At 63.6% G+C, this 22,134-nt stretch carries 21 protein-coding genes and 1 tRNA gene; 2 read left to right on the forward strand and 20 right to left on the reverse strand.

Annotation, left to right across the window (positions count from 1 at the left end; translation table 11 throughout):
• Nucleotides 1-107: 107 nt before the first annotated feature.
• The 8 genes from ACFWAD_RS00005 to ACFWAD_RS00040 all read right to left on the reverse strand — a co-directional run bounded on the left by ACFWAD_RS00005 (nucleotide 108) and on the right by ACFWAD_RS00040 (nucleotide 7,069).
• Nucleotides 108-305 (reverse strand): hypothetical protein, encoded by a 198-nt coding sequence (locus ACFWAD_RS00005; protein ID WP_003946112.1) that lies wholly within the window; start codon nucleotides 303-305, stop codon nucleotides 108-110.
• 152 nt (nucleotides 306-457) lie between these two features.
• Nucleotides 458-880 (reverse strand): DUF2752 domain-containing protein, encoded by a 423-nt coding sequence (locus ACFWAD_RS00010; RefSeq protein ID WP_378537140.1) that lies wholly within the window; start codon nucleotides 878-880, stop codon nucleotides 458-460.
• 30 nt (nucleotides 881-910) lie between these two features.
• Nucleotides 911-1,480, reverse strand: a complete 570-nt coding sequence (locus ACFWAD_RS00015) for an RDD family protein (RefSeq protein WP_378540415.1) — start codon at nucleotides 1,478-1,480, stop codon at nucleotides 911-913.
• A gap of 120 nt (nucleotides 1,481-1,600) precedes the next feature.
• Nucleotides 1,601-1,673: transfer RNA gene (locus ACFWAD_RS00020), tRNA-Thr, on the reverse strand.
• A gap of 30 nt (nucleotides 1,674-1,703) precedes the next feature.
• Nucleotides 1,704-2,933 (reverse strand): DNA polymerase III subunit delta', encoded by a 1,230-nt coding sequence (locus ACFWAD_RS00025; RefSeq protein ID WP_378540417.1) that lies wholly within the window; start codon nucleotides 2,931-2,933, stop codon nucleotides 1,704-1,706.
• Between the two features lie 33 nt (nucleotides 2,934-2,966).
• Entirely contained in the window at nucleotides 2,967-5,903 is a 2,937-nt protein-coding gene (gene topA, locus ACFWAD_RS00030) for a type I DNA topoisomerase (protein WP_378540419.1), read from the reverse strand.
• A 192-nt stretch (nucleotides 5,904-6,095) separates the two neighbouring features.
• Nucleotides 6,096-6,680, reverse strand: coding sequence for a hypothetical protein (locus ACFWAD_RS00035; protein ID WP_317553427.1), 585 nt, complete (start codon nucleotides 6,678-6,680; stop codon nucleotides 6,096-6,098).
• A 185-nt stretch (nucleotides 6,681-6,865) separates the two neighbouring features.
• Nucleotides 6,866-7,069 (reverse strand): cold-shock protein, encoded by a 204-nt coding sequence (locus ACFWAD_RS00040; RefSeq protein ID WP_003946117.1) that lies wholly within the window; start codon nucleotides 7,067-7,069, stop codon nucleotides 6,866-6,868.
• Nucleotides 7,070-7,525: 456 nt separating this feature from the next.
• Between ACFWAD_RS00040 and ACFWAD_RS00045 the strand changes: the two genes are divergently transcribed.
• Complete coding sequence (locus ACFWAD_RS00045; RefSeq protein ID WP_378542868.1) at nucleotides 7,526-9,814, forward strand: DEAD/DEAH box helicase; 2,289 nt, start codon at nucleotides 7,526-7,528, stop codon at nucleotides 9,812-9,814.
• A 7-nt stretch (nucleotides 9,815-9,821) separates the two neighbouring features.
• On the opposite strand, the gene ACFWAD_RS00050 is transcribed toward ACFWAD_RS00045, so the two are convergent.
• The 7 genes from ACFWAD_RS00050 to ssd form a co-directional block, all read right to left on the reverse strand.
• Complete coding sequence (locus ACFWAD_RS00050; RefSeq protein WP_378540421.1) at nucleotides 9,822-10,172, reverse strand: Rv3654c family TadE-like protein; 351 nt, start codon at nucleotides 10,170-10,172, stop codon at nucleotides 9,822-9,824.
• The gene (locus tag ACFWAD_RS00055; protein ID WP_378540423.1) at nucleotides 10,169-10,528 is read right to left on the reverse strand and encodes a TadE family type IV pilus minor pilin; all 360 of its coding nucleotides are present in this window, start codon (nucleotides 10,526-10,528) and stop codon (nucleotides 10,169-10,171) included. Before ACFWAD_RS00055 ends, ACFWAD_RS00050 begins: the two co-directional genes overlap by 4 nt.
• On the reverse strand, nucleotides 10,528-10,731 hold the full coding sequence (locus ACFWAD_RS00060) for a DUF4244 domain-containing protein (RefSeq protein ID WP_378540425.1): 204 nt from the start codon (nucleotides 10,729-10,731) through the stop codon (nucleotides 10,528-10,530). Before ACFWAD_RS00060 ends, ACFWAD_RS00055 begins: the two co-directional genes overlap by 1 nt.
• A 65-nt stretch (nucleotides 10,732-10,796) precedes the next feature.
• On the reverse strand, nucleotides 10,797-11,381 hold the full coding sequence (locus ACFWAD_RS00065; protein WP_378540427.1) for a type II secretion system F family protein: 585 nt from the start codon (nucleotides 11,379-11,381) through the stop codon (nucleotides 10,797-10,799).
• On the reverse strand, nucleotides 11,378-12,166 hold the full coding sequence (locus tag ACFWAD_RS00070) for a type II secretion system F family protein (RefSeq protein ID WP_378540429.1): 789 nt from the start codon (nucleotides 12,164-12,166) through the stop codon (nucleotides 11,378-11,380). Before ACFWAD_RS00070 ends, ACFWAD_RS00065 begins: the two co-directional genes overlap by 4 nt.
• Nucleotides 12,163-13,344: a TadA family conjugal transfer-associated ATPase gene (locus ACFWAD_RS00075; protein WP_378540431.1), complete on the reverse strand. Its 1,182-nt coding sequence runs from the start codon at nucleotides 13,342-13,344 to the stop codon at nucleotides 12,163-12,165. Before ACFWAD_RS00075 ends, ACFWAD_RS00070 begins: the two co-directional genes overlap by 4 nt.
• Nucleotides 13,341-14,435: a septum site-determining protein Ssd gene (gene ssd / locus ACFWAD_RS00080; protein ID WP_378540433.1), complete on the reverse strand. Its 1,095-nt coding sequence runs from the start codon at nucleotides 14,433-14,435 to the stop codon at nucleotides 13,341-13,343. The genes ACFWAD_RS00075 and ssd overlap by 4 nt, the downstream gene beginning before the upstream one ends.
• Before the next feature lie 312 nt (nucleotides 14,436-14,747).
• On the opposite strand from ssd, the gene ACFWAD_RS00085 reads away from it, so the two are divergent.
• A complete protein-coding gene (locus ACFWAD_RS00085) occupies nucleotides 14,748-15,566 on the forward strand; it encodes an HAD-IB family hydrolase (RefSeq protein WP_378540435.1) in 819 nt (272 codons plus the stop codon).
• 391 nt (nucleotides 15,567-15,957) lie between these two features.
• On the opposite strand, the gene ACFWAD_RS00090 is transcribed toward ACFWAD_RS00085, so the two are convergent.
• The 5 genes from ACFWAD_RS00090 to ACFWAD_RS00110 all read right to left on the reverse strand — a co-directional run bounded on the left by ACFWAD_RS00090 (nucleotide 15,958) and on the right by ACFWAD_RS00110 (nucleotide 22,111).
• Nucleotides 15,958-16,707 carry an oxidoreductase gene (locus ACFWAD_RS00090; RefSeq protein ID WP_378540437.1) on the reverse strand — a complete coding sequence of 250 codons (750 nt, stop codon included), beginning with the start codon at nucleotides 16,705-16,707 and terminating at the stop codon, nucleotides 15,958-15,960.
• Nucleotides 16,708-16,763: 56 nt separating this feature from the next.
• Entirely contained in the window at nucleotides 16,764-18,488 is a 1,725-nt protein-coding gene (locus tag ACFWAD_RS00095) for an ABC transporter ATP-binding protein (protein ID WP_099696931.1), read from the reverse strand.
• Between the two features lie 5 nt (nucleotides 18,489-18,493).
• Nucleotides 18,494-19,450, reverse strand: coding sequence for an ABC transporter permease (locus ACFWAD_RS00100; RefSeq protein ID WP_003946092.1), 957 nt, complete (start codon nucleotides 19,448-19,450; stop codon nucleotides 18,494-18,496).
• Nucleotides 19,443-20,369 carry an ABC transporter permease gene (locus ACFWAD_RS00105; RefSeq protein WP_003946101.1) on the reverse strand — a complete coding sequence of 309 codons (927 nt, stop codon included), beginning with the start codon at nucleotides 20,367-20,369 and terminating at the stop codon, nucleotides 19,443-19,445. Before ACFWAD_RS00105 ends, ACFWAD_RS00100 begins: the two co-directional genes overlap by 8 nt.
• A gap of 125 nt (nucleotides 20,370-20,494) precedes the next feature.
• The gene (locus ACFWAD_RS00110; RefSeq protein ID WP_378445749.1) at nucleotides 20,495-22,111 is read right to left on the reverse strand and encodes an ABC transporter substrate-binding protein; all 1,617 of its coding nucleotides are present in this window, start codon (nucleotides 22,109-22,111) and stop codon (nucleotides 20,495-20,497) included.
• Nucleotides 22,112-22,134: the final 23 nt, after the last annotated feature.

Consider the following 22,134-nt stretch of genomic DNA (forward strand, 5'->3'; position numbering starts at 1 on the left):
CCCTCGCAGGTGGGAGTCGGTGTCCGTGTCGCTCTGACCTGGACAAAGTTACGCGAAGATCAACACAACACCAAATCGCCAGGTCAGAGCACTGCGGTCGGTAAACTTCACGGAACCCAGTACCTCTCGGCCAGTTCTTCGACGATCGGATCGCCTTCTTCGGCCTGTTCCAAGGCTTCGAGGTCGTCGTTGATCGAAACCAACCGGGGATCGTCACCCTCAGCTTCCTGAATCGGGTGCCGACCGTCCTCGGCGAGTTGCCGCAGCAGCTTCTCCTTGACGCGAGCTTTCAACGAATCAGCCATACCGCCAGCATGTTCCCCACCGGCTCAGTTGTCGAGACCTACTCGTCGTCCTTCTTGCCGAAGACACGCCGTGCCGTCGGAATCAGAATGATCAGCGCGCCGAGCAGAACGATGAGCGAAAAAACCTGCATTGCCATGTCGACCTCTTACCGTCACGCCGGCGCGAGCCAGCTCCCCCATGGGGTGTTTCGAACAACCGTAAATGCAACGAGAACTCCGAGCACCACGATCGTCACGGTCGGCCGAAGCACGATCATGCGATCCCGCGTGCCTTTCCAGCGGCGCACCGTCCAACCGATCCACGCGATCACCAATACCGCGACAAACGGCACGATCAAGATATTGCTGGACACTGCGGCACCAAGATCCAGATTAGTCAGGTCGTTGACCGCACGAAGGCCACCACACGCCGGGCACCACAATCCCGTCAACGCGTACATCGGACAAACGCCGTAACTACCCGCGCTGTGGGGATCGCGGAAATGGAGAACCGCGGCGGCCGTCACGGCCACGGCAGCGACACCGACGGGTGCGGCCAGCGCGCGTCGTCGACTTGCCACCGCTTCCAACTCCATGGCACCCACTGTAAGAGACCCCGGCAGCGACTAGCTCGCGCGAACGACTACCGATCGAACCACCATGTCGTGCCAGCACTGGTGCTTCGAGTCCCAGAGCGGCCAAAGATAGTTGAGGAAGCAGGCGCCACCCAGGATCGCCATCAAGATCCAACGAAGCAGCGCCACCACCGGTCCGAGAGGCACACCGTCGGACTCCCGAATCACAGAAATCCCCAGCCACTTCTTGCCGAGCGTCTGTCCGGTGTTCCCTTGTCTGAAGACGAGATTCCACACCTCGATCAAGAAGATGGCCAGTATGCCGACGACCATGACGATCACGCCGACCGGATTGCCGCCCTCAGCGCTCACGCTGCCGTCGTCGTATGTGGTCACTTCGGATCCGGAGAACGCGATCACCGCCCCGATGATCGCGAGGATGACCCCCGGAAGCGGAACGACAAAGCCGTCGAGGATTGACGCGAGAACACGAGAGATCCACGTTGCGTACGGATAGGCGGGCGTCGGTGACTGATAACCCTGCGGCGGCATGGGCGGCATCTGCCCGTACGGCGGCGGATTCTGCGGTGGTTGGCCCGATCCCCAGTTCTGATCCGACATCGAAGTCTCCCCTGCTCAGGCACGTGTTCGCCAGAATCAGGATAATCGGCACATACGTAGGAATGGGAACAAACGACAAGAGCCCCACATCCGAATTTCCGGGTGTGGGGCTCTTGGCCGAGCTGCCTGAGAGAATCGAACTCTCGACCTTTTCATTACGAGTGAAATGCTCTACCGACTGAGCTAAGGCAGCGTGCCTTTCGGCGGTGGCGAGTCTATCTGGTCAACCCCCGGATCGCGAAAACGGGGGTCTGAAAGCGGCTCCGATGGAGGCAACCATCGCGTCGAGCGCCCACTGCAACTTGACGTTGAAGTCGACAGCCTCACGGCATTCGAGCACGGCTTCGATGCACTTCAGCAACCCCTCCGGGGACGTTCGGGCAGCCAACTCGGCGGCCTGACGAGCCATGTCGGGATGGGTCGCCGTCGACGTCGACCCCAGTGAACAGGAAAGTGCGTCCCGGTACATGCCGGCCAGGTCGATCAGGGTCCGGTCGAGGAGATCGCGGCGGGCCCGCGTGTCACGCGATTTCTGACGCGCTTCGAGGTCTTTGATCAGACCAGCCGATCCGCGCAGAGTTCCGGCCGTTCCCTTGCCGGTACCACCGCCGCCCAGCGAGACCTTGAGCTCTTCGAGTTCCTGTTCCTTGAGTTCGGCGTAGAACGCCTTGGTGTCGGCCTCGATCGACTTCACCAAGTTCTCGGCCGCCTTGTAGGCCGTCGACGCACCGATCGCGTCGGCAGCTAGCCGCAACGAACGCTGACGCTCGTCCCGCGCACTCTCGTCGGTAGCAAGACGCCGAGCCCGACCGACATGTCCACCGCTGATCGATGCCGCGATTCTCGCCCGCTCCGGATCCAGGCCGTCGCGGTCGATCAGCACCTGAGCGATCGATTCGACGGACGGCGTCACCAACGGCATGTGCCGGCACCGCGAGCGCAAGGTGACAGACATGTCTTCCGGATCGGTCGTCGGCGCGCAGAGCAGGATGACCGTGCGGTCCGGTGGCTCCTCGACAACCTTCAGGAGTGCGTTGGCCGCGCCTTCGGTCAAACGATCGGCATCCTCGACCACGATGACCTGCCACCGCCCCGTCGTCGGCCGACGCGAAGCGATATTGACTATCTCGCGCATGCCTTTGACGCTGATGCTCAGGCCGTCGGGGATGATCCGTCGTACGTCACCGTGGGTTCCACCCATCGTCGTCGTACACGCATGGCACTCACCGCACCCTGGTGCACCCTCGGAGGTGCATTGCAGGGCCGCGGCGAAGCAGAGAGCAGCAACCGAACGACCTGAGCCAGGTGGCCCGGTGAACAGCCACGCGTGAGTCATTTCCGAGCCGCTGGTATCGCCGCGAGCCGACAGTGCAGCGTCACGCAGACTTTTCTCGACGTCGTGCTGACCCACCAGCCGACCGAACACACCTCGTTCGGCCACTTCAGTACTCATGCAAAAACCCTAACCGTCGCCACCGACGAAGCCCTACGAGTCCTTCTTCGCCGGAGCCTTCTTGGCAGCTGCCTTCTTTGCCGGAGCTTTTTTCGCAGCAGTCTTCTTGGCAGCGGCCTTCTTCGCCGGAGCCTTCTTGGCAGCCGCCTTCTTCTTGACCGGGCCGCGGGCCCGACGATCAGCCAGCAACTCCGACGCACGAGCATCGGAAATGGATTCGACGTCGTCGTCCTTGCGAAGGCTGGCGTTGGTCTCGCCGTCGGTGACGTACGGACCGAATCGGCCGTCCTTGATCACCATCGGCTTCTCGCTGACCGGATCGACACCCAACTCACGGAGCGGAGGCGTTGCCGACGCCTGACGCCCACGACGCTTCGGCTCGGCGTAGATCTTGAGCGCCTCGTCGAGCGTGACGGTGAACATCTGCTCTTCGTTGGCGAGCGAGCGTGAGTCCGTGCCCTTCTTCAGGTACGGACCGTAACGGCCGTTCTGCGCGGTGATCTCTTCCTTCGATTCGGGGTCGACACCCACGACGCGCGGAAGCGACAGCAGACGAAGCGCATCTTCCAAGGTGATCGTCGCCAAGTCCATGGACTTGAGCAGCGATCCGGTCCGTGGCTTGGGGCCTGCGACCTTCTTGGCAGCCTTCTTCGCAGGCGCCTTCTTGGCCGCGGCCTTCTTCACCGCAGTCTTGGTGCTGCCCGAACTGATTTCTTCCGGCTCGGGAGCGGTGACGGGAACGATGTCCGGTTCCGGCTCGGCCGGCGGTTCGGGCAGGATCTCGGTCACGTAGGGACCGAAGCGGCCTTCCTTCGCGACGATCTCGTGGCCCGTCAGCGGGTCGACGCCCAGCTTGCGGCCCTCTTGAGGCGTCGAGAACAACTTCTCGGCATACTCGGGAGTGAGCTCGTCCGGTGGCAGGTCATCGGGAAGATTTGCCCGCTGCGAGATCAGATCGCCTTCGGGATCGTCCGGATTCTGAACCATGCGCTCGAGATACGGCCCGAACCGGCCGACGCGCACGTGAACCTCGCGGCCCTCGGCGTCGTCGAAGAGACGGATGGAGTTGACCTCGCGAGCGTCGATCTCCTCGAGGTTGACGCCGACCATCTTCTTCAGCCCGCCCTCGCGGGCGACCGAACCTTCTGCGCCTGTCTCGCCGCCGAAGTAGAAGCTGCTCAGCCAGTTGCCGCGCTGCTCACGGCCGCCGGCGATCGCGTCGAGATCGTCTTCCATTCCTGCCGTGAAGTCGAAGTCGACCAGTCGGCCGAAGTGCACCTCAAGCAGTCCGATGACGGCAAACGCCACCCAGGACGGCACCAGTGCGCTGCCACGTTTGTAGACGTATCCGCGATCGAGAATGGTCTTGATGATCGACGAGTAGGTCGAAGGACGGCCGATGCCGAGTTCTTCGAGCGTCTTGATCAGGCTGGCTTCTGTGTAGCGGGCGGGCGGGTTGGTGCTGTGCCCGTCGGGATCGAGCTTGGTCGCCGTGACTTCCTGACCCTTGACCAGTACCGGAAGCCTGGATTCGGCGTCGTCGGACTGACCGCCGGCCTCTTCGTCGACACTTTCGACGTAAGCCTTGAGGAAGCCGGCGAACACGATGGTGCGACCTGAAGCGGAGAACGTGCAGTCCTCGCCGGTGCCTGCCGTGCCGGAGATGCGAAGCGTGAGCGTCGTACCGCGGGCGTCGGCCATCTGCGAGGCGACGGTGCGCTGCCAGATGAGTTCGTACAGCTTGAACTCGTCGGAGTCGAGCTTGGAGTGCAACTGACCCGGGGTCTGGAACACGTCACCAGCGGGGCGGATCGCCTCGTGAGCTTCCTGCGCGTTCTTGACCTTGCGGGTGTACTGGCGCGGGGTCGGATGAACGTATTCAAGACCGTACAACTCGGTGGCCTGCGCTCGAGCGGCAGCGATCGCCGACTCCGAGAGCGTCGTCGAGTCGGTACGCATGTAAGTGATGTAGCCGTTTTCGTACAGCCGCTGCGCGATACGCATGGCGCGCTCGGACGTGAAACGAAGCTTGCGTCCGGCTTCCTGCTGGAGCGTCGACGTCATGAACGGCGGGTAGGGCTTACGGGTGTACGGCTTGTCCTCGGCGGACGAAACCGTGAGGTCGACGCCCTGTAATGCTTCTGCGAGACGACGCGCATAGGCCTCGTCGAGCACGGTGACCGCGCTGCCCTTGAGCTTTCCGTCTGCTCCGAAGTCGCGGCCGGAAGCGACACGCGAACCGTCGACGGAGACGAGGCGTGCGCCGAAACTGCGCGGACTGGCCTCTGCACCGGCGTCGAGCGTCGCGGAAATGTCCCAGTAAGACGCCGACTTGAACGCCATGCGCTCGCGTTCGCGCTGGACGATGACGCGAGTGGCCACCGACTGGACGCGGCCGGCCGAGAGCTTCGGCATGACCTTCTTCCAGAGAACCGGGCTGACCTCGTAACCGTAGAGACGGTCGAGGATGCGGCGGGTTTCCTGAGCATCGACGAGGTCGGTGTCGAGTTCGCGGGTGTCTTCGGCGGCAGCACGGATTGCCGGCTCGGTGATCTCGTGGAAGACCATTCGACGAACCGGAATCTTGGGCTTGAGAGTCTCGAGGAGATGCCAGGCGATTGCCTCGCCCTCGCGGTCGGGGTCAGTTGCGAGGAAGAGCTCGTCGGCGTCCTTCAACAGAGACTTGAGTTCGGCGACCTTGCCCTTCTTTTCCGGGCTCACGACATAGAGCGGCTCGAAGTCGTGATCGACGTTGACGCCGAGGCGGGCCCATGACTCGCCCTTGTACTTGGCCGGAACGTCTGCTGCGCCGCGCGGCAGGTCGCGAATGTGACCGACCGATGCCTCTACGACGTAGTCCTTACCGAGGTAGGGAGCGATTTTGCGCGCCTTGGTCGGTGACTCGACGATCACGAGGCGACGAGGGTTACCGGACGCTCCCTGACCGCTGCCGTTGTCCGCTTTAGCCACCTGCTGCCCGAGCCTTCCTTTGGACGTTCACTGCCGTCGGCAGTTCTTCAGAACTAGACGTGTGGAGCAAGTTATACCCCGTGTCTCTCTTTACAGAGTGACATACCCGCAAGACATTCGTGCAGATCAGTACAGTATGGGCTCCGTCGGACACGCGGCATCGACACCGTCGGACATGCGACATCGGTACCGTCAGACGTGCGGCCAGGCGACCGAAGTGTCGACGTGTTTCGGCGCCTCACCGAGGTATTCGACGAGCTTTGTCAGTCTCTTCTTTCCCGACACGCGGAGTCCGGGACCCGGTGTCCGGTTACCCAGTTGAGTCGGCGCGATACCTACTCGCATCAAAGCCTGGGCGAGCGGAGCATGAGTTTCCTTGGCATGGGGGTCGAGGCCGAACACGAATCGTTCACCGCCTTCTTCGAGACGGCCGGCGGCGACGGCCCAGACTCGGAGTTGCCGAGAATTAGGAACCCACCCGACCGGCACCGCCTTCACTGCACCCTTGGTCCACTGCACGGACAGCGGAAGCAGTGCGGGCGTCGACTGAGTACGCACGAGTGGACTGCCCTCGTCACTGCGCGTCACCTCGGCCCCGAGTCCACACTGCGCGATCAACTCGGCCACGGCCTGCGCTCTCCAGTCCCGATCCACGACGATCGAGATCCGGGCTCGATCCTCCGAGGTCACGACCTGACCCGGTCCGGCCAGCATTCCGGCAAGGTCCGTCACGGCAGGTGGAATCGACTCGGCAGAGAAAAAGGACAGTTGGCTCACAGAGTGAAACGTAAGCCACGAAGGTAGTGACGGCATAGACGACCGGCCGTGGTCGAACAGCTGCGTGTATTCACTCCGGATGGAGAAGACTCTTGCTTGCACCGAAAAGATTTGTCCCCCACCGCACAGATGCGATGGGGGACAAATACTGTCCGAACTATTCGCTCAGCAAGTGAGCGGAAAAATCAGACCGCGCGAACGCCGGTAGCCTGGGGACCCTTGGTGCCCTGGCCGACCTCGAACTCCACACGCTGGTTCTCCTCGAGGGTACGGAAGCCGTTGCCCTGAATTTCGGAGTAGTGAACGAAGACGTCTGCGGAACCGTCTTCGGGAGCGATGAAGCCGAAGCCCTTTTCAGCGTTGAACCACTTCACAGTGCCCTGTGCCATGCTTTTCCTTCTCTTTCTAACACCGGATTCGGTGAACAGCCCTTACAGTCCACCGGGCCGGTTCCGACCGCTGTACGTCTTTATTTCCCCCTCAGGAAAGGCAGAGCACCGCGCCCGCAACAACGATCCTGCGAGCGTGCACTTTCTCAAGCCTACGAACACAGAAGCTGCGACCGATTGTCAGTCAACCATGTTCTCCGCGTGCACAACAGTCGAAAACGGAACTAAAAACGTTAAAAGTTCGCTACGAGAAAAACAGCCCGCGACCGTGGTTTCCCGCGTGCGCGCCGACCACCCGGTTTCACCAAGACCGTTGACGGTTGCGTATCATCAAAACTGCAGGTAGCGACAGTTTCCGATTGCCGCCACGCCCCTACGCCGAGCCCGGAGAGTCACGTGAACGCACCTTCCCCGATCCCCGCCCCGGGAGGGAAGCCTGGCGAGACCTACGGGCAGATGCTGCTCGATCGCGTCGTCGCCGGGGTCAGTGGAAGCGAAAAACCACTGATGTTCACCGCGCAGCTACCGGCTCGCGTAGCCGAGTTCACCGAATGGCCGGAGTGGGTGCACCCCAGCGTCGTACGCGCGCTCGCCGAACACAGCGTTCGGTCCCCGTGGATCCACCAGAGCGAGGCTGCCGGCCTCGCATACGACGGAAAACACGTGGTCGTGGCCACCGGTACCGCGTCGGGTAAGTCTCTGGCATACCAACTCCCGGTGCTGACGGCCATGGCAACCGACCCGCTCGCAACAGCCCTCTACCTCTCGCCCACCAAAGCGCTGGGCTCCGATCAACTGCGAGCGGTGCTGTCCCTCACCGACTTCGACGTGGAACTTCGCAGCACCAACGCCAGTGCGTACGACGGCGACACCTCGCAAGAACTCCGCACCTGGGCGCGCGAGAACTCACGCTGGCTCTTCACCAACCCCGACATGATCCACATTTCACTGCTCCGGACCCATCAACGATGGGCGCACTTCTTCCGCAACCTGAAATACGTGATCATCGACGAATGCCACTCCTACAGGGGAGTCTTCGGATCGAACGTCGCGCTCGTGATCCGGCGACTGCGAAGGATTGCGGCCCGTTACGGCGCCGAACCCACCTTCATCCTGGCCAGCGCAACCACCGCAGATCCCGGCGCGGCAGCCTCGCGGCTGATCGGCGCCCACTGCACCGAGGTCACGGAAGACGGATCGCCGCACGGCCCACGTACCGTCGCGCTGTGGGAACCGCCGCTGCTCGAAGCATTGACCGGCGAAAACGGTAGCCCGGTACGACGTCCCGCGGGTGCGGAAGCTGCGCGGATCATGGCCGACCTCATGATCGAGGGCGCCCGCACTCTCACCTTCGTACGCTCCCGCCGCGGCGCCGAGCTGACCGCGATGGCCACCAAACGTCTACTCGCCGAGGTGGACCCGGACCTCGCCGAGCGAGTCGCGTCGTATCGCGCCGGATATCTGGCCGAGGACCGACGCGAACTTGAAGCTGCACTCGCCGACGGCACACTGCTGGGCGCAGCCACCACCAACGCACTGGAGCTCGGCGTCGACATCGCCGGCCTCGACGCCGTTGTCGTGGCAGGCTTCCCGGGCACCGTCGCGTCGTTCTGGCAGCAGGCCGGTCGCTCCGGGCGACGCGGTGAGGGTTCACTCGTCGTGTTGATCGCCCGCGACGATCCACTCGACACCTACCTCGTTCATCATCCGTCGGCGGTACTGGACAAACCTGTCGAGGCGACGGTGACAGATCCCGGAAATCCGTACGTTCTAGGACCACAACTTCTCTGCGCTGCAATGGAACTCCCACTTTCCGACGCCGAGGTGGACGCATTCGGGGCTCTCGAAGTTCTGACCAGACTGTCGGAGGAAGGCAAGATCCGGCGCCGAAAGCACGGGTGGTTCGTCACCGCTGATTCGAACCCCCACGGCTCTTTGGACATTCGCGGCGGCATCGGAACGCAGGTGGCCATTGTCGACGGTGAATCCGGCCGGATGCTCGGCACTGTCGACGCGGGCCGCGCTCCGGCCACAGTTCATCCCGGCGCCGTCCACATCCATCAAGGCGAGACCTACGTCGTCGACGAACTGGACCTCGACGTCGGACTCGCACTGGTTCACACCGAGAATCCTGACTGGACCACCTCGGCTCGCGAGACCACCGAAATCACGATCACCGAACAACTCGAGCACAAGAACTACGGCGACATCGCCGTCGCTCTCGTCCAGGTCGAGGTGACACATCAAGTCGTCGGGTACCTACGACGGTTGACTTCGGGTGAAGTCCTCGACTCGATCGAACTCGACATGCCCGCACACACTTTGCCCACCAGGGCAGTGATGTACACGGTCACGCCCGAACTCCTCGAATCCATCGGGGTGCCGCCCGAACGGTTCCCCGGATCACTGCATGCCGCCGAACATGCAGCGATCGGACTTCTGCCGCTGGTGGCGATCTGCGACCGCGGAGACATCGGCGGAGTATCGACCGCGATGCACGCGGACACCGGACTCCCGACGGTCTTCGTCTACGACGGTCATGCCGGCGGCGCCGGGTTCGCCGACCGGGGGCACAGCGAACTGTCCCGATGGCTCACCGCGACGCGGGACGCCATTCTGTCCTGCGAATGCGCTCACGGCTGCCCGTCCTGCGTCTATTCACCCAAGTGCGGCAACGGAAACGATCCGCTCGACAAGGACGGCGCGGTGAAGGTTCTGACCGCCGTCATCGACACGATCAGCTGAGACACGATCAGCTGACCGGACCCGCACGAGCGTAAGCCTGCGCATCCCCGATCCCGAAGCCCGACAACAACACCGGTGCGCGTATCTCGACGACTACATCCCACCCCTGGACATCGCACTCCTCGAGCACCGTGCGCATCCGCTCCGCGATCACCGCGGACATTTCACACGCCGCCTCGTCACCGCCGTCCAAGGCGCCCGCACCGCCGAGGGCCGAAAGATCAGCCGCCGACTGCGCCGTGTGCCTGGCCACCACCGCGGACCCGACATGCAGTATCCCGCCGGTCACCAGCACGATCGCCGCCAGAATGCAGCATGCCAGAACCGTGGCAACACCTTCGTCGTCACGTAGGTTCACCCCTCTTCCACCTCCGGTTCCACTGCTGCCACCGCCTCGGAAGAGATGTCGACCAACGGCAGCAGCGTACTTTCGGCGCTGACGACGGCCACCGCAAAGCCGTCCACGATCTCCACCGAGACAGATGCACCGTCGGGTGCGATCCGGCGGGCCGTGGTGACCGCAGACTCACGATCACCACGTGCCACCAGACGTGCAGCCTCACGAGCGGCGTCAACACACCGAACCTGCATCGACACCGCCAGGACTCCGCCGATACACAGCACGACCACCGTGACGATCGAAGCCAGAGCAATCGCGGCCTCCACCGTCACGGCGCCGTCGTCGGCTTGCCGAATACCTCTCGTGGACAACATCACACAGCCGTCTTGAGCGCCTTGTCGATGATGCCCGTCAGCGCGGAGACGATGGAGTCACCGGTGACCACGGTGTACAGGACGGCTCCGAACGCCGCGGCCGCAATCGTGCCGATCGCATACTCCGCGGTGGACATGCCGTCGTCCTCCGTTACCAACAGCGCAAATCTGGCTGACACCGACCTCAACGTCTTCGAAATCATTTCTCCCCCTTCAATCGAAACCTGTGGCAGCACTTCTGCCGCAGGAGCTTTCACACGGATCCGGCTCACAGCAGGCCGTTGCCGAGCACAGTCGTGGCAAGCCCGATCACCACCGGGACGATGCCCAAGGCGATGAACGCCGGCAGGAAACACAGCCCGAGTGGGCCGCTGATCAACACTCCCGCGCGTTCGGCAGCGGCAGCCGCCAGATCCTCTGCCTCGCCCCGACTACGCTCGGCGAGCTCGGTCATGGACGAGGACAACGACGAACCCGAACGCGCCGAACGCCGGGCCATCCTGGCCAGGGCTTCGGTATCCGGATCGAGAGCGGCCTCGCTCCACGCGGCGTCGGGATCAGCACCGAGCGCAAGAAGGTCGGCGACGCGACGAAGCGAATCTGCCATCGGTTTCGGCGCGGTCGACGCCATCGCTGTGATCGCGGCGGAGACGGGAAGCCCCGCTCGTAGGCAGGCCCCGAGAAGGTCGAGACTTGCGGCAACTGCGAGTGGATCCGGCTTGTCCGGGACTGAAACCGAATTTTCTGTTGTTGTGTCCGCGAAGAGAATTTCTGCCGCCCTGGCCGAAGCACCGCGCCGAGCGGGAATGATCGCGAGCGCCAACGCCATCATCGCCACGGATGCCCAACTCACGACGTGACCTTCGCAGTTATCCGGTCGGTCCAGAGCAGACCAGCTGAGACACAAGCGGTTCCGATCACCAGGAGCACGCCGCCGAGCCCACCTCCGAACAGCACGCGCAGCGGCGAAGCACCCATCAATTGCCCGAGACCGATCCCCAACAGCGGGAGAAAGGCCAAGACCGCAGCGGTCGCCCGCGCGCCCGCCAACCCGGCCTCGGTGCGTTGACGAAAGCGTCTACGTCCCAACATGTCCGTCCGGACGGCGCCGAGTAGTTCCGCCAGAGCCAGCCCGTGTTGGTCTGCGACCCGCCAGACGGATCCGATGCGGGAGAACTCACGCTCGATGCCGGAATCCGGTACCACGAAGGCCGCTGCGGCAGAACCGCCGAGACGCGCCCTCGCCCCAGCGGACCGGAACACCGCGCTCACTTCGCCGGTACATTCCTCGCCTGCAACAGAACTGGCCGATGCAGGATGTGCGCCGACGCTCAACTCTGCGATCAGCACCTCCAAACCGGCGAGCAGCATCTTCTGTGAGAGGTCTCGGTTTTCGGCCGCCTTCGCGCGTCGGCCACGAAAGATCATGGTCCCGGCGAGGACGACCGCCGCGCACCCGGCCGGAAGACCTCCGAGAACCCACGCGGCCGAGATCGCGAGAAATGCGGCGACGAACTCCCATGGAATCTGCCGGGAGGGCTTGTGGATACTCGGGTTGTACGTTGCGAGCCGAGCTCGTGAATCCCTCACCGGCGCAATCGAGACCGCCAACGCGAACATCAAGAGCGAGACTGTCACGTCCCGACCTCCCGATTGCGAAGCCGGAACATCCGCTCGAGCTGCTCACGACCCGAACCGCCGTCCGGCCACGCCTGCGTGATTCGCACGTATCCGTCCGCACTGCGGTCGATGACACCGATCTGTTCGAGACGCCTCGATCCGTCGGCCAACCTGTGCACGTGCAGGATCACTTGAACCGCCGCGGCAAGTTGACTGTGCAGCGCGTGGCGATCCATACCGCCGAGTGCAGCCAACGCCTCGAGCCTGGCGGGCACCTCTTCGGGCGAATTGGCGTGGACGGTGCCGGCCCCGCCGTCGTGGCCGGTGTTCATCGCCGTGAGCAGATCCGTCACCTCTGCGCCGCGAACCTCACCGACAACGATGCGATCGGGACGCATCCGCAGAGCCTGCCGAACCAGATCGCGAACCGTCACCTCTCCGACGCCCTCGACGTTGGGAGCTCTGGCCACGAGACGGACGACGTGCGGATGCGGCGGCGCGAGTTCGGCCGCGTCCTCGACGCAGACGATTCGCTCGCGCGGGTCGACGGCACCGAGCATCGCGGACAACAACGTGGTCTTTCCCGCGCCAGTTCCGCCGATCACAAGGAAAGCCAAGCGACAAGAGATGATGTGATTGAGGAGCTCCCGCGCGTCCGGTTCCACGGCGCCGTGAGCGCACAGCGCGTCGAGGCCCTGTGTCGCCGGGCGCAGCACTCGCAGTGACACGCAAGTCCCGCCCTGGGCCACCGGTGCCAGTACGGCGTGCAGTCGCACCCCGAAGTGCCCGTCGCCGACGCCCCGCAGGCGCCCGTCTACCCACGGTTGGGCGTCGTCCAGGCGTCGACCTGCCGACAGCGCCAACCGTTGCGCCAGTCGACGCACAGCTGCCTCGTCGGTGAACCGCACCGCTGACCTTTCGAGGCCGACCCCGCGGTCCACCCAGACCTGATCCGGCGCTGTCACCAGTACGTCGGCGACACCGGGTTCGTGCAGCAGGGGTTCGAGCGGCCCTGCGCCCGTCAGTTCCGTCTGGAGCACCCTGACGACCTCCAACAGGTCGGTGTCCGCCAGAACGCCGGAGGACTCGGCTCGTACGGCATCGGCAACGGTGGCTGCCGTCGGCTCGCCGGCCGATGACGCCGTCAGTCGCTCGCGAACGCGGTCGAGCAGTTCGGCCGTGACCAACGCACTCATGCTGCAGCCCTGCGCGGGCGTGCGCCGGATTCGACGGCGTCGAGTACCGCTGTTGCCGCCAGACTCAACGGACAACCGCGGGTCAATTCGAGGCCACCGCGCTCGAGCATCGGCGCCAGCGAACGGTGGCCACGCATGACGGCCGTCAGGGGCAGGCCGAGCATGTCCGCCACATCGGCGCCGCGTAGCCCTCCCGGCGCCGGCCCACGCACGACGAGTCCGACGTTGGAGTTGTGTCGCATCACCCAGGCCCCGACCTTCTCGGCAGCGACACACGCGGCCACGGTGGCCGGAACCACGACGAGGACAAAATCCGAGATCTCCAGGACAGCTTGGCCGACTTCGCTGGGGTGACGCGGCAGGTCGCAGACCACGAGTCCACCGGATCTGCGACCTGCGTCCAGCACAGCACGAACAGCGGTGACCGTCGGACCGTCGATCTCACGCCGACTGCTCGCCAGAACCCTCAAGAACTTTCCCTTTGCCGGCAACGCATCACGCAGCGCGTCCGGCGCCAACCGTCCGCCCTCGACGGTCAGTGCACCCCAGCGCAATCCGGGGGCCGTCTCGATACCCAACAGGACGTCGGCGCCGGAACCGAGTGCGTCGACGTCCACCAGCAGCGTCGGGACGTGACGCGCCGCCGACGTCAACGCGACGGCCGCCGCTGTTGCCGAAGCTCCGCCGCCGCCACAACCACCCACCACGCTCACGACGGTGCCGTCACCCCCTACGTCGACGTGGTCGGCCAGAACTGCGACCAACGCGTTCTCCTCTTCGGGCAGAGACAGGACGCTGTCGGCTCCGATCGCTGTGGCGCTCTTCCAATCGTCGACGGTCGGTGTGCCGTCGCATACGAGGAACACTCGCGTTCGCTTGGGGGAACGAGCCAGCGCATCTCGCGCAGCCGACGCGTCCAATACGATCGCCGAAGCGCGGTTCCACTGTTGCCGGGACACGGGATGCTCGGCCTCGTCCACACGGCGGTCCACCGCGGCAGCGACGCGTCGCACACTCGCGAGGACCTTCGCGTCGTCGACGAGAACCAGAATGCAGGCGCCGGTTTCCCGAGAATTGATCGTCGTGTTCATGACTGCAGAGCCTGAACGAGCACGGGCACCGAAAACAGTGCGGTGAACGACCCTGTGGACAACTACGAAGTTGTGGAGAAACGGGCCGCAGACAAAGGACGACCCCCGCCAATGGGGGGAGGAGGCGGGGGCCGTCTGAGTTCAGCCCCGGGGGGTCGGGCTGAACTAGTTCGAACGAATCGAACAGCAACGATCTTACACCCGACATCGGCGAGAAACGCAAGCCTGAGCTGCACTGAACTGCTGTTTTTCGCCGAAAGAGGATGCTTGCCGAGGAGCACACGAACCGCCTGTCGGACTATCCTCATTCCTGTGACCGACAAGCCTGCGAACGGACTGAATACCGGGCGGACAGCCGCTTTCTTCGATTTGGACAAAACGATCATCGCGAAGTCGAGCACCCTGGCGTTCAGCAAGCCATTCTTCGCCCAGGGTCTGATCAATCGACGCTCGGTTCTCAAGAGCAGCTATGCACAATTCCTGTTCCTACTGTCCGGCGCCGATCACGATCAGATGGAGCGCATGCGCGAGCACCTGACGGCGATGTGTGCGGGTTGGGACGTGGAGCAGGTGAAGGCCATCGTCGCGGAGACTCTGCACGACATCGTCGACCCACTCGTCTTCGCCGAGGCGGCCGATCTGATCGCAGATCACAAGCTGCGCGGACACGACGTCATCGTGGTGTCGGCTTCGGGTGAGGAGATCGTCGCACCGATCGCCCGCGCCCTCGGCGCCACCCATTCCGTCGCGACGTCGATGAGGGAAGAAGACGGCCACTACACCGGCGAGGTCGACTTCTACTGCTACGGTCCGGGCAAGGTCGAGGCGATGGAAAAACTTGCCGCGGAGTACGGCTACGACCTCGCCGCCAGTTACGCCTACTCCGACTCGGTGACCGATTTGCCCATGCTCGCGGCGGTCGGACATCCCACCGCGGTCAACCCCGATCGTGCATTGCGCAAGGAAGCAGCCGTAAACGGTTGGCCCATACTGACTTTCTCGAATCCGGTCTCACTTCGTGCGCGATTGTCGGCCCAATCCACGACGACGGTGGCCACTACTGCCGCGGTGGGAATCGCAGCAGTGGTGGCCGGCGCCATGACCTTCGGGCTACTACGCCGGAAACGCTGAAATCCAAGGCCCACAAACAAAAATTGGTACTTGCTGTGAGCCCGGACACAGGGTACAAAGGAGTTACGGAAGAACGGAAGGCCAGGAACGGCTCGGAAGAGAAGGACCGTTTCCCCAACTGAAATTCCTAGCACGGGCACTAGGGCACCCACGCGGAGCACAAGCCACTATAAGGGCAGAAGCGTTGTGGGCCTGCGAGATTCGTTCAATTTGAGCGAGGACCCCGCACAGGTTGCGGGGACGACCTCAGAAAGTGCGATCCCTCGCCGAGGCCACCCACACAACCCACCGAGCACGCTTGGTAACGAGTAGTCCGTGCTGACGGGCGGCGAAGTCGATTTATCGGCAGCGCCGCCCGTTCGTTATGTTCCGACAGGGGCAATTGTCCGGACTACCCGGTAGCTGCGTTTGCAATCGAAGTCGCTTCTCGCGCACCGGCTTCGAGCGCACCGCAGCACAGGATCACCCAGCTGCCGACGCCCGCCGGATTTCCCGAAGCGAATCCCGCCGCGCCGTCCGTGTACGCCTGTGGCCGCCGAAGCCAACTGACCTCGGGGACCCCGAGATTGTGCGGATCCAACCCCGACGAGACCGCAACCAGACGCGAGGCCGCGCGGGCGACGATGCCGTCAGCTGTGCCGAACGGGCTCAGCGCCAAGAGTTCTCCGTGAACGACGGCTGCCAGAACCGGTGCCGGTGCAGTGGTTCCGCCGGTGACGAGTTGGGCGAGAGCGTCCAAGCGCTCCCCCACGCCGCGGTCCGACCGCGGCCGTCCCAGTTGATCCGCGTCCTCGACGAGGTCTGCCGCGGCCAACAGGTGCAGCCGGGCCAAAGCCTGCAGTGGGGCGCGCTTCCACGTCGACTCCATGAGCGGAAGGCTGTCGCCGTCCAGAGCCTGAGCTACCCGGAGCGCACCCGCGAGAATCGGGTCGCCGGCCATGCCCTCGGCCGGCAATTCGGTGGTGCCGCCGGCCAACGAAGCGGAGGCTCGCGCAGCGCGAACCGCGGCTTCGGCGGCAGTGGTGGGCCAACCGCGACGGTTGGTCTTGTGCCGATGAACCTCACCCAGAGCGTCGCGCGCATGATCGGCGGCGGCGCGTACGCCTGGAAGATCGACGAGGGGCTGCAAGGGGTCCGTCACGATTAACGACGGTACCCTTGCAGCCCCTCTGCGGACTTGCCTACCTACCTGTTGCGTCAGCTTCCCAGCTTGATGGACCCACCGGGAATCGCGTCGAGCAACTTGCGTGTGTAGTCCTGCTGCGGATTGCCGAACACGTCGTCGATCGGCGCCGATTCGACGATCGAGCCACGCGACATCACCAACACGTTGTCCGCGATCTGACGAACCACGGCCAGGTCGTGCGTGATGAAGAGGTACGTCAACCCGAACTCTGCCTGCAGGTCATTCAGCAGGGTCAAGATCTGATCCTGAACGAGCACGTCGAGAGCGGAGACCGCCTCGTCGCAGATCACGACCTCCGGTTGCAGAGCCAGCGCGCGCGCAATTGCGACGCGCTGACGCTGTCCACCGGAGAGCTCGTTCGGGAAGCGTCGCATGACCGACTGGGGCAGACCGACCTTGTCGAGAAGTTCGCGGACACGAGCCTCACGCTCGGCCTTGGTCCCGACCTTGTGGGTACGCAGCGGCTCCTCGATCGTGCGGTAGATCGAGTACATCGGGTCGAGCGTGCCGTAGGGGTTCTGGAAGATCGGCTGCACTCGGCGACGGAACGCAAAGGTTTCCTTCGCGCCGAGTTTCGCCACGTCCTGACCGTCGAAGACCACGTTTCCTGCCGTGGGCTCGAGCAGGCCGAGGACCATCTGCGCGACCGTCGACTTACCGGAACCCGATTCACCGACGATCGCCGTTGTGGTTCCGCGGCGGACCTTGAAGGACACGTCGTTCACGGCTGTGAAGTCGGTGGTCTTGCGGAAACCCTTGCGCAGCTTGAACACCTTGGTCAGATGATCGACGACAAGAACGTCGTCGGTCGCCTTGCCGAAGGACTCTGCCGTACTTTCCTCGGCTTTGACCGCTTCGGCGACCTCTTCCGCTTGTTCCCGAATCTCGGCGCGCGCTACCGAAGAACTGAGTCGCTTCGACGCCAACGACGGCGCAGCAGCGACCAGCTTCTGCGTGTACGGATGCTGCGGGCGCTTCAGAATCTCCAGTGCCGGACCGGATTCGACGATGCGCCCCTTGCTCATCACGATCAGGTGCTCGGCGCGCTCAGCGGCCAAGCCCAGATCGTGAGTGATGAGCAGAACTGCGGTGCCGAGTTCCGTGGTCAGACCGTCGAGATGATCGAGGATCTGACGCTGGACGGTGACGTCGAGCGCCGACGTCGGCTCATCCGCGATCAGAAGCTTCGGACGAGCGGACAACCCGATCGCGATGAGTGCGCGCTGACGCATACCGCCCGAGAACTCGTGCGGGTACTGCCCCAACCTGCTCTCGGCTTCGGCGAGGCCGGCCTCCTCGAGCAGTTCGGCGGCCCGAACCTTGGCAGCTTTACCCTTGGCGATCCCGTTGGCGGCCAGTGCTTCCTCGATCTGAAAGCCCACTTTCCACACGGGATTCAGATTCGACATCGGGTCCTGCGGAACCAAACCGATCTGGCTGCCCCGGATGTGGACGAAGTCCTTCTCCGAAAGCTTCGAGATGTCCTTGCCATCGAAGATGATCTCGCCTGCCGTCACCTTGCCGGTACCGGGAAGCAGATTGATGATCGAGTGGGCGGTGGTGGACTTACCCGAGCCCGATTCGCCGACGATGGCGACCGTTTGCCCCGGGTACACCGTCAGGCTGACGCCTCGAACTGCCGGAACCGGACCGGAATTGGACTGGAACGACACCTCGAGATCACGAATCTCGAGCAACGGAGTTTCCTCCGAGGTGAGAGTTTCCTTGGTGGTCATCGTGCTCACCGCTTCCGAGACTTGGGATCGAGAGCGTCGCGCAGAGCGTCACCCATCATGATGAATCCGAGGACGGTGATCGCCAAAGCCGTTGCCGGGTAGAACAGAATGGTCGATCCCTGACGCAACGTCACCTGAGCGTTGCTGATGTCGCCGCCCCACGAAACCTCGGTGGACGGAAGTCCGATACCGAGGAAGGACAGCGTCGCCTCGGCGACGATGTACGTGCCGAGCGAGATGGTGGCGACAACGATGATGGGCGCCAACGAGTTCGGGATGACGTGGCGGATCAGTGTCTTGAGCTTCGAGACACCCAACGCTTCCGAAGCCATGACGTAATCGTTGTTCTTCGCCGAGATCACCGCGCCACGGGCAATTCGTGCCATCTGCGGCCAACCGAAGAGTGCCAGGACGCCGACGACGGTCCAGATGGTGCGATCGGTGAACAGCTGCATCAGAACGATGGCAGCGAGGATCAGCGGGATACCGAAGAAGATGTCGGCGACGCGGGAGAGAATCGAATCGGTCCAGCCGCCGTAGAACCCGGAAAGCGCGCCGAAGATCACTCCGATCACCAGCACCGACGCAGTGACGCCGACGCCCACGAGTACGGACGCTCGAGCACCGTAGATGGTGCGCGAGTAGACGTCACAACCCTGGCGGTCGAACCCGAACCAGTGGCCGGAGGTCGGTCCCTGCATGCTGTAGGTGAGGTCGCAGAATCGCGGATCGGTACTCGTGAACAAGCCCGGAAACGCTGCGATGACGATGACCGCGAGGATGATGATCGTCGAGATGATGAACAGGGGACGCTTGCGCAGATCGCGCCACGCGTCGGTCCACATGCTCGTCGGCGCCTGGTCGAGTTTGACGGCGTCCGTCTCCCCCGGTGCCGCAACTTCGGGCGGTGCCACGAAATGACTTTGCCGGACGGCGCGTCCGGTCTTCACGGTCTCAGACATAGCGGATCCTCGGATCGAGCGCGGCGTACAAGAGGTCGACGAGCAGATTTGCGATCAGGTAGATCACGATGAGAATGGTGACGAACGAAACCACCGTCGGCGCTTCACCTCTGGTGACAGCCTGGTAGATCGTGCCGCCGACGCCGTTGATGTTGAAGATGCCCTCGGTGACGATGGCGCCGCCCATCAACGTTGCGAGGTCGGCACCCAGGAACGTGACCACGGGGATCAGCGAGTTGCGCAACACGTGCACGCGCACCACTCGTCCGCGGGAGAGTCCCTTGGCGGTGGCGGTGCGCACGTAGTCGGCACTCAGGTTCTCCGCCACGGATGTTCGGGTCAGTCGCAGTACGTAAGCGAACGAGACCGAACCCAGAACCAGGGCGGGGAGCAGGAGATTCTTGAAGCTGGTGTTGCCACCGACCGTCGGCGGGACGATGCCCCATTTGACGCCGATGAAGAACTGAGCCAGGAAGCCGATCACGAAGATCGGGATGGCGATGAGAACGAGGCTGAACAGCAGGACGGTGCTGTCGAAGAATCCGCCCTTACGCAGGCCGGCGATGAGGCCGAAGCCGACACCGAAGACCGTCTCGACGATCAGTGCCATGAAGGCAAGTTTCATCGTGATCGGAAATGCCTGTGCCAGAACTTCACTGACAGGTCGTCCGGAGAACGACGTGCCGAAGTCCAGCGTGAAGATGCCCTTCAGGTACAGCAGGTACTGCTGATAGAAGGGGAGATCGAGGTGGTAGCGCTCCCGAAGCTGTGCTGCCACAGCCGGACTGAGCGCCTTGTCGCCCGCCAACGCGGCAATCGGATCACCGGGAAGCAGGAAGACCATGGCGTAGATCAGAAGAGTGGCCCCGAGAAAAACCGGGATCATTTGAAGCACTCGGCGACCGATGTACCAGAGCATCGGATCACCTCCTTGTCGATGATCGTGTACGTCAGCGGACAGTCCGGTGTGAACACGAGTTCGGGACGGCAGGCAGGGCGCCTGCCGCCCCGAACTCACGTTTCAGATGCGGATCGTTCTACGCGTCAGTTCTTTTCGATGTCTTCGTAGACCGGAATGCCATTCCAGCTGATGGTCACGTTGGAGACGTTCTCCGACCATCCACTGGCTGCGTTGCGGTACCACGTCGGAATTGCAGGCAGGTCCTTGAGCAGCACTTCCTGAGCCTGATCGAGCAGTTCCTGAGCCTTCGCCTTGTCCGTCTGACCGGCCGATTCGCGCAGGAGACGGTCGAACTCGGGGTTGGAGTACTCACCGTCGTTGGAGCTGCCGCCGGTCTGGTAGTTCTGCGCCAGGAAGCCGTACTGCTGCGGGTAGTCGCCCTGCCAGCCGGAGCGGAACGCGCTCTGGATGGTGCGGTCGGTGGCTTCGGTGCGGATCTGCGCAAAGGTGGCGTACTGCTTTCCCTTTGCATCGATGCCGAGCGTGTTGCGGATGCTGTTCGCCGTGGCGTCGACCCATTCCTGGTGTCCGCCGTCCGAGTTGTATCCGATCTCGAAGCTGCCGGACCACGGCGCGATGGCGTCGGCCTTGGCCCAAGCGGCCTTGGCTGCCTCGGGGTCGAACTTCAGGTTGCCGTTACCGGTCAGCGAGTCGTTCCAACCCTCGATTGCGGGGCTGGTGAAGTCGAGAGCAGGCGTCCTGGTCTTGTTGAAGATCTGCTGCGTGATCTGATCGCGGTTGATCGCCATCGAGATCGCCTGACGGCGGAGCATGCCTTCTTCACCGCTGAAGTGCGCCAGGCGCCCCGGGATCGTGAACGTCTCGATGGTTGCCGACGGCTGGTTGACCGTGCGACCGGCAAGATCGGACTCGAAGGTCGTGACCGCGCTCGGCGGGACCTGGTCGAGGACGTCGACGTTGTTGGCGAGGAGATCGGTGTACGCCGTGTCGAGGCTGTTGTACATGATGAAGTCGACGCCGGCGTTCTTCGGCTTACGGTTGCCGTTGTAGTCCGGGTTCACGACCGTGTCGATGCGGACGTTGTGCTGCCACGCGCCGGTTCCGTCGAGCTTGTACGGGCCGTTTCCGACCGGGTTCTCGCCGAATGCGGTCATGTCCTTGAACGCGACCTCGGGCAGCGGGTAGTACGCCGTGAAACCGAGGCGGTCGGGAAACGCCGACTCGGGCTGCTTGAGTTCGATGGTGAAGGTGGAGTCGTCCACAACCTTCAGACCCGACATCGTCTGAGCCGTCGGAACCTCGGCGGCAACTTCGTCGTAGCCCTTGATCGGATCGAAGAACGATGCCTGGATCTGAGCGTTGGTGGAGAGGGCTCCGAAGTTCCATGCGTCGACGAACGACTTCGCGGTGACGGGGGTGCCGTCCGTGAAGGTCCAACCGTCCTTGAGCTTGACGGTGAAGTTCTGACCGTCGGTGCTCTCGATGGACTCGGCGACCTCGTTCTCCGTGCCGCCGTCGGCGGTGTACGAAACGAGACCGGCGAACAGGGAGTCGAGGACGCGGCCGCCCTGGTTCTCACTCGTGTTCGTGGGGATGAGCGGGTTCTGGGGCTCGCCCGCCCAGGCGTTGACGACGCCGCTGGACGATCCGCCCGACGAATCGCCGGACGAACATGCCGTGATCAGCACTGCCGTCATTCCGAGCGCGACCGCGCCGGTCGCTATGCGTGAGATACGCAAAGGAATTCCTTCCACATCTAAGT

The organism is Rhodococcus sp. NPDC059969, from assembly GCF_042738325.1.
GTDB lineage: Bacteria > Actinomycetota > Actinomycetes > Mycobacteriales > Mycobacteriaceae > Rhodococcus_F.

Coding starts and splice junctions, on each gene's coding strand:
- ACFWAD_RS00005 (WP_003946112.1), bottom strand. CDS start 305: ATGGCTGATTCGTTGAAAGCTCGCGTCAAGGAGAAGCTGCTGCGGCAA.
- ACFWAD_RS00010 (WP_378537140.1), bottom strand. CDS start 880: ATGGAGTTGGAAGCGGTGGCAAGTCGACGACGCGCGCTGGCCGCACCC.
- ACFWAD_RS00015 (WP_378540415.1), bottom strand. CDS start 1,480: ATGTCGGATCAGAACTGGGGATCGGGCCAACCACCGCAGAATCCGCCG.
- ACFWAD_RS00025 (WP_378540417.1), bottom strand. CDS start 2,933: ATGAGTACTGAAGTGGCCGAACGAGGTGTGTTCGGTCGGCTGGTGGGT.
- ACFWAD_RS00040 (WP_003946117.1), bottom strand. CDS start 7,069: ATGGCACAGGGCACTGTGAAGTGGTTCAACGCTGAAAAGGGCTTCGGC.
- ACFWAD_RS00045 (WP_378542868.1), top strand. CDS start 7,526: ATGCTGCTCGATCGCGTCGTCGCCGGGGTCAGTGGAAGCGAAAAACCA.
- ACFWAD_RS00055 (WP_378540423.1), bottom strand. CDS start 10,528: ATGTTGTCCACGAGAGGTATTCGGCAAGCCGACGACGGCGCCGTGACG.
- ACFWAD_RS00060 (WP_378540425.1), bottom strand. CDS start 10,731: ATGATTTCGAAGACGTTGAGGTCGGTGTCAGCCAGATTTGCGCTGTTG.
- ACFWAD_RS00075 (WP_378540431.1), bottom strand. CDS start 13,344: ATGAGTGCGTTGGTCACGGCCGAACTGCTCGACCGCGTTCGCGAGCGA.
- ssd (WP_378540433.1), bottom strand. CDS start 14,435: ATGAACACGACGATCAATTCTCGGGAAACCGGCGCCTGCATTCTGGTT.
- ACFWAD_RS00095 (WP_099696931.1), bottom strand. CDS start 18,488: ATGACCACCAAGGAAACTCTCACCTCGGAGGAAACTCCGTTGCTCGAG.
- ACFWAD_RS00100 (WP_003946092.1), bottom strand. CDS start 19,450: ATGTCTGAGACCGTGAAGACCGGACGCGCCGTCCGGCAAAGTCATTTC.
- ACFWAD_RS00105 (WP_003946101.1), bottom strand. CDS start 20,369: ATGCTCTGGTACATCGGTCGCCGAGTGCTTCAAATGATCCCGGTTTTT.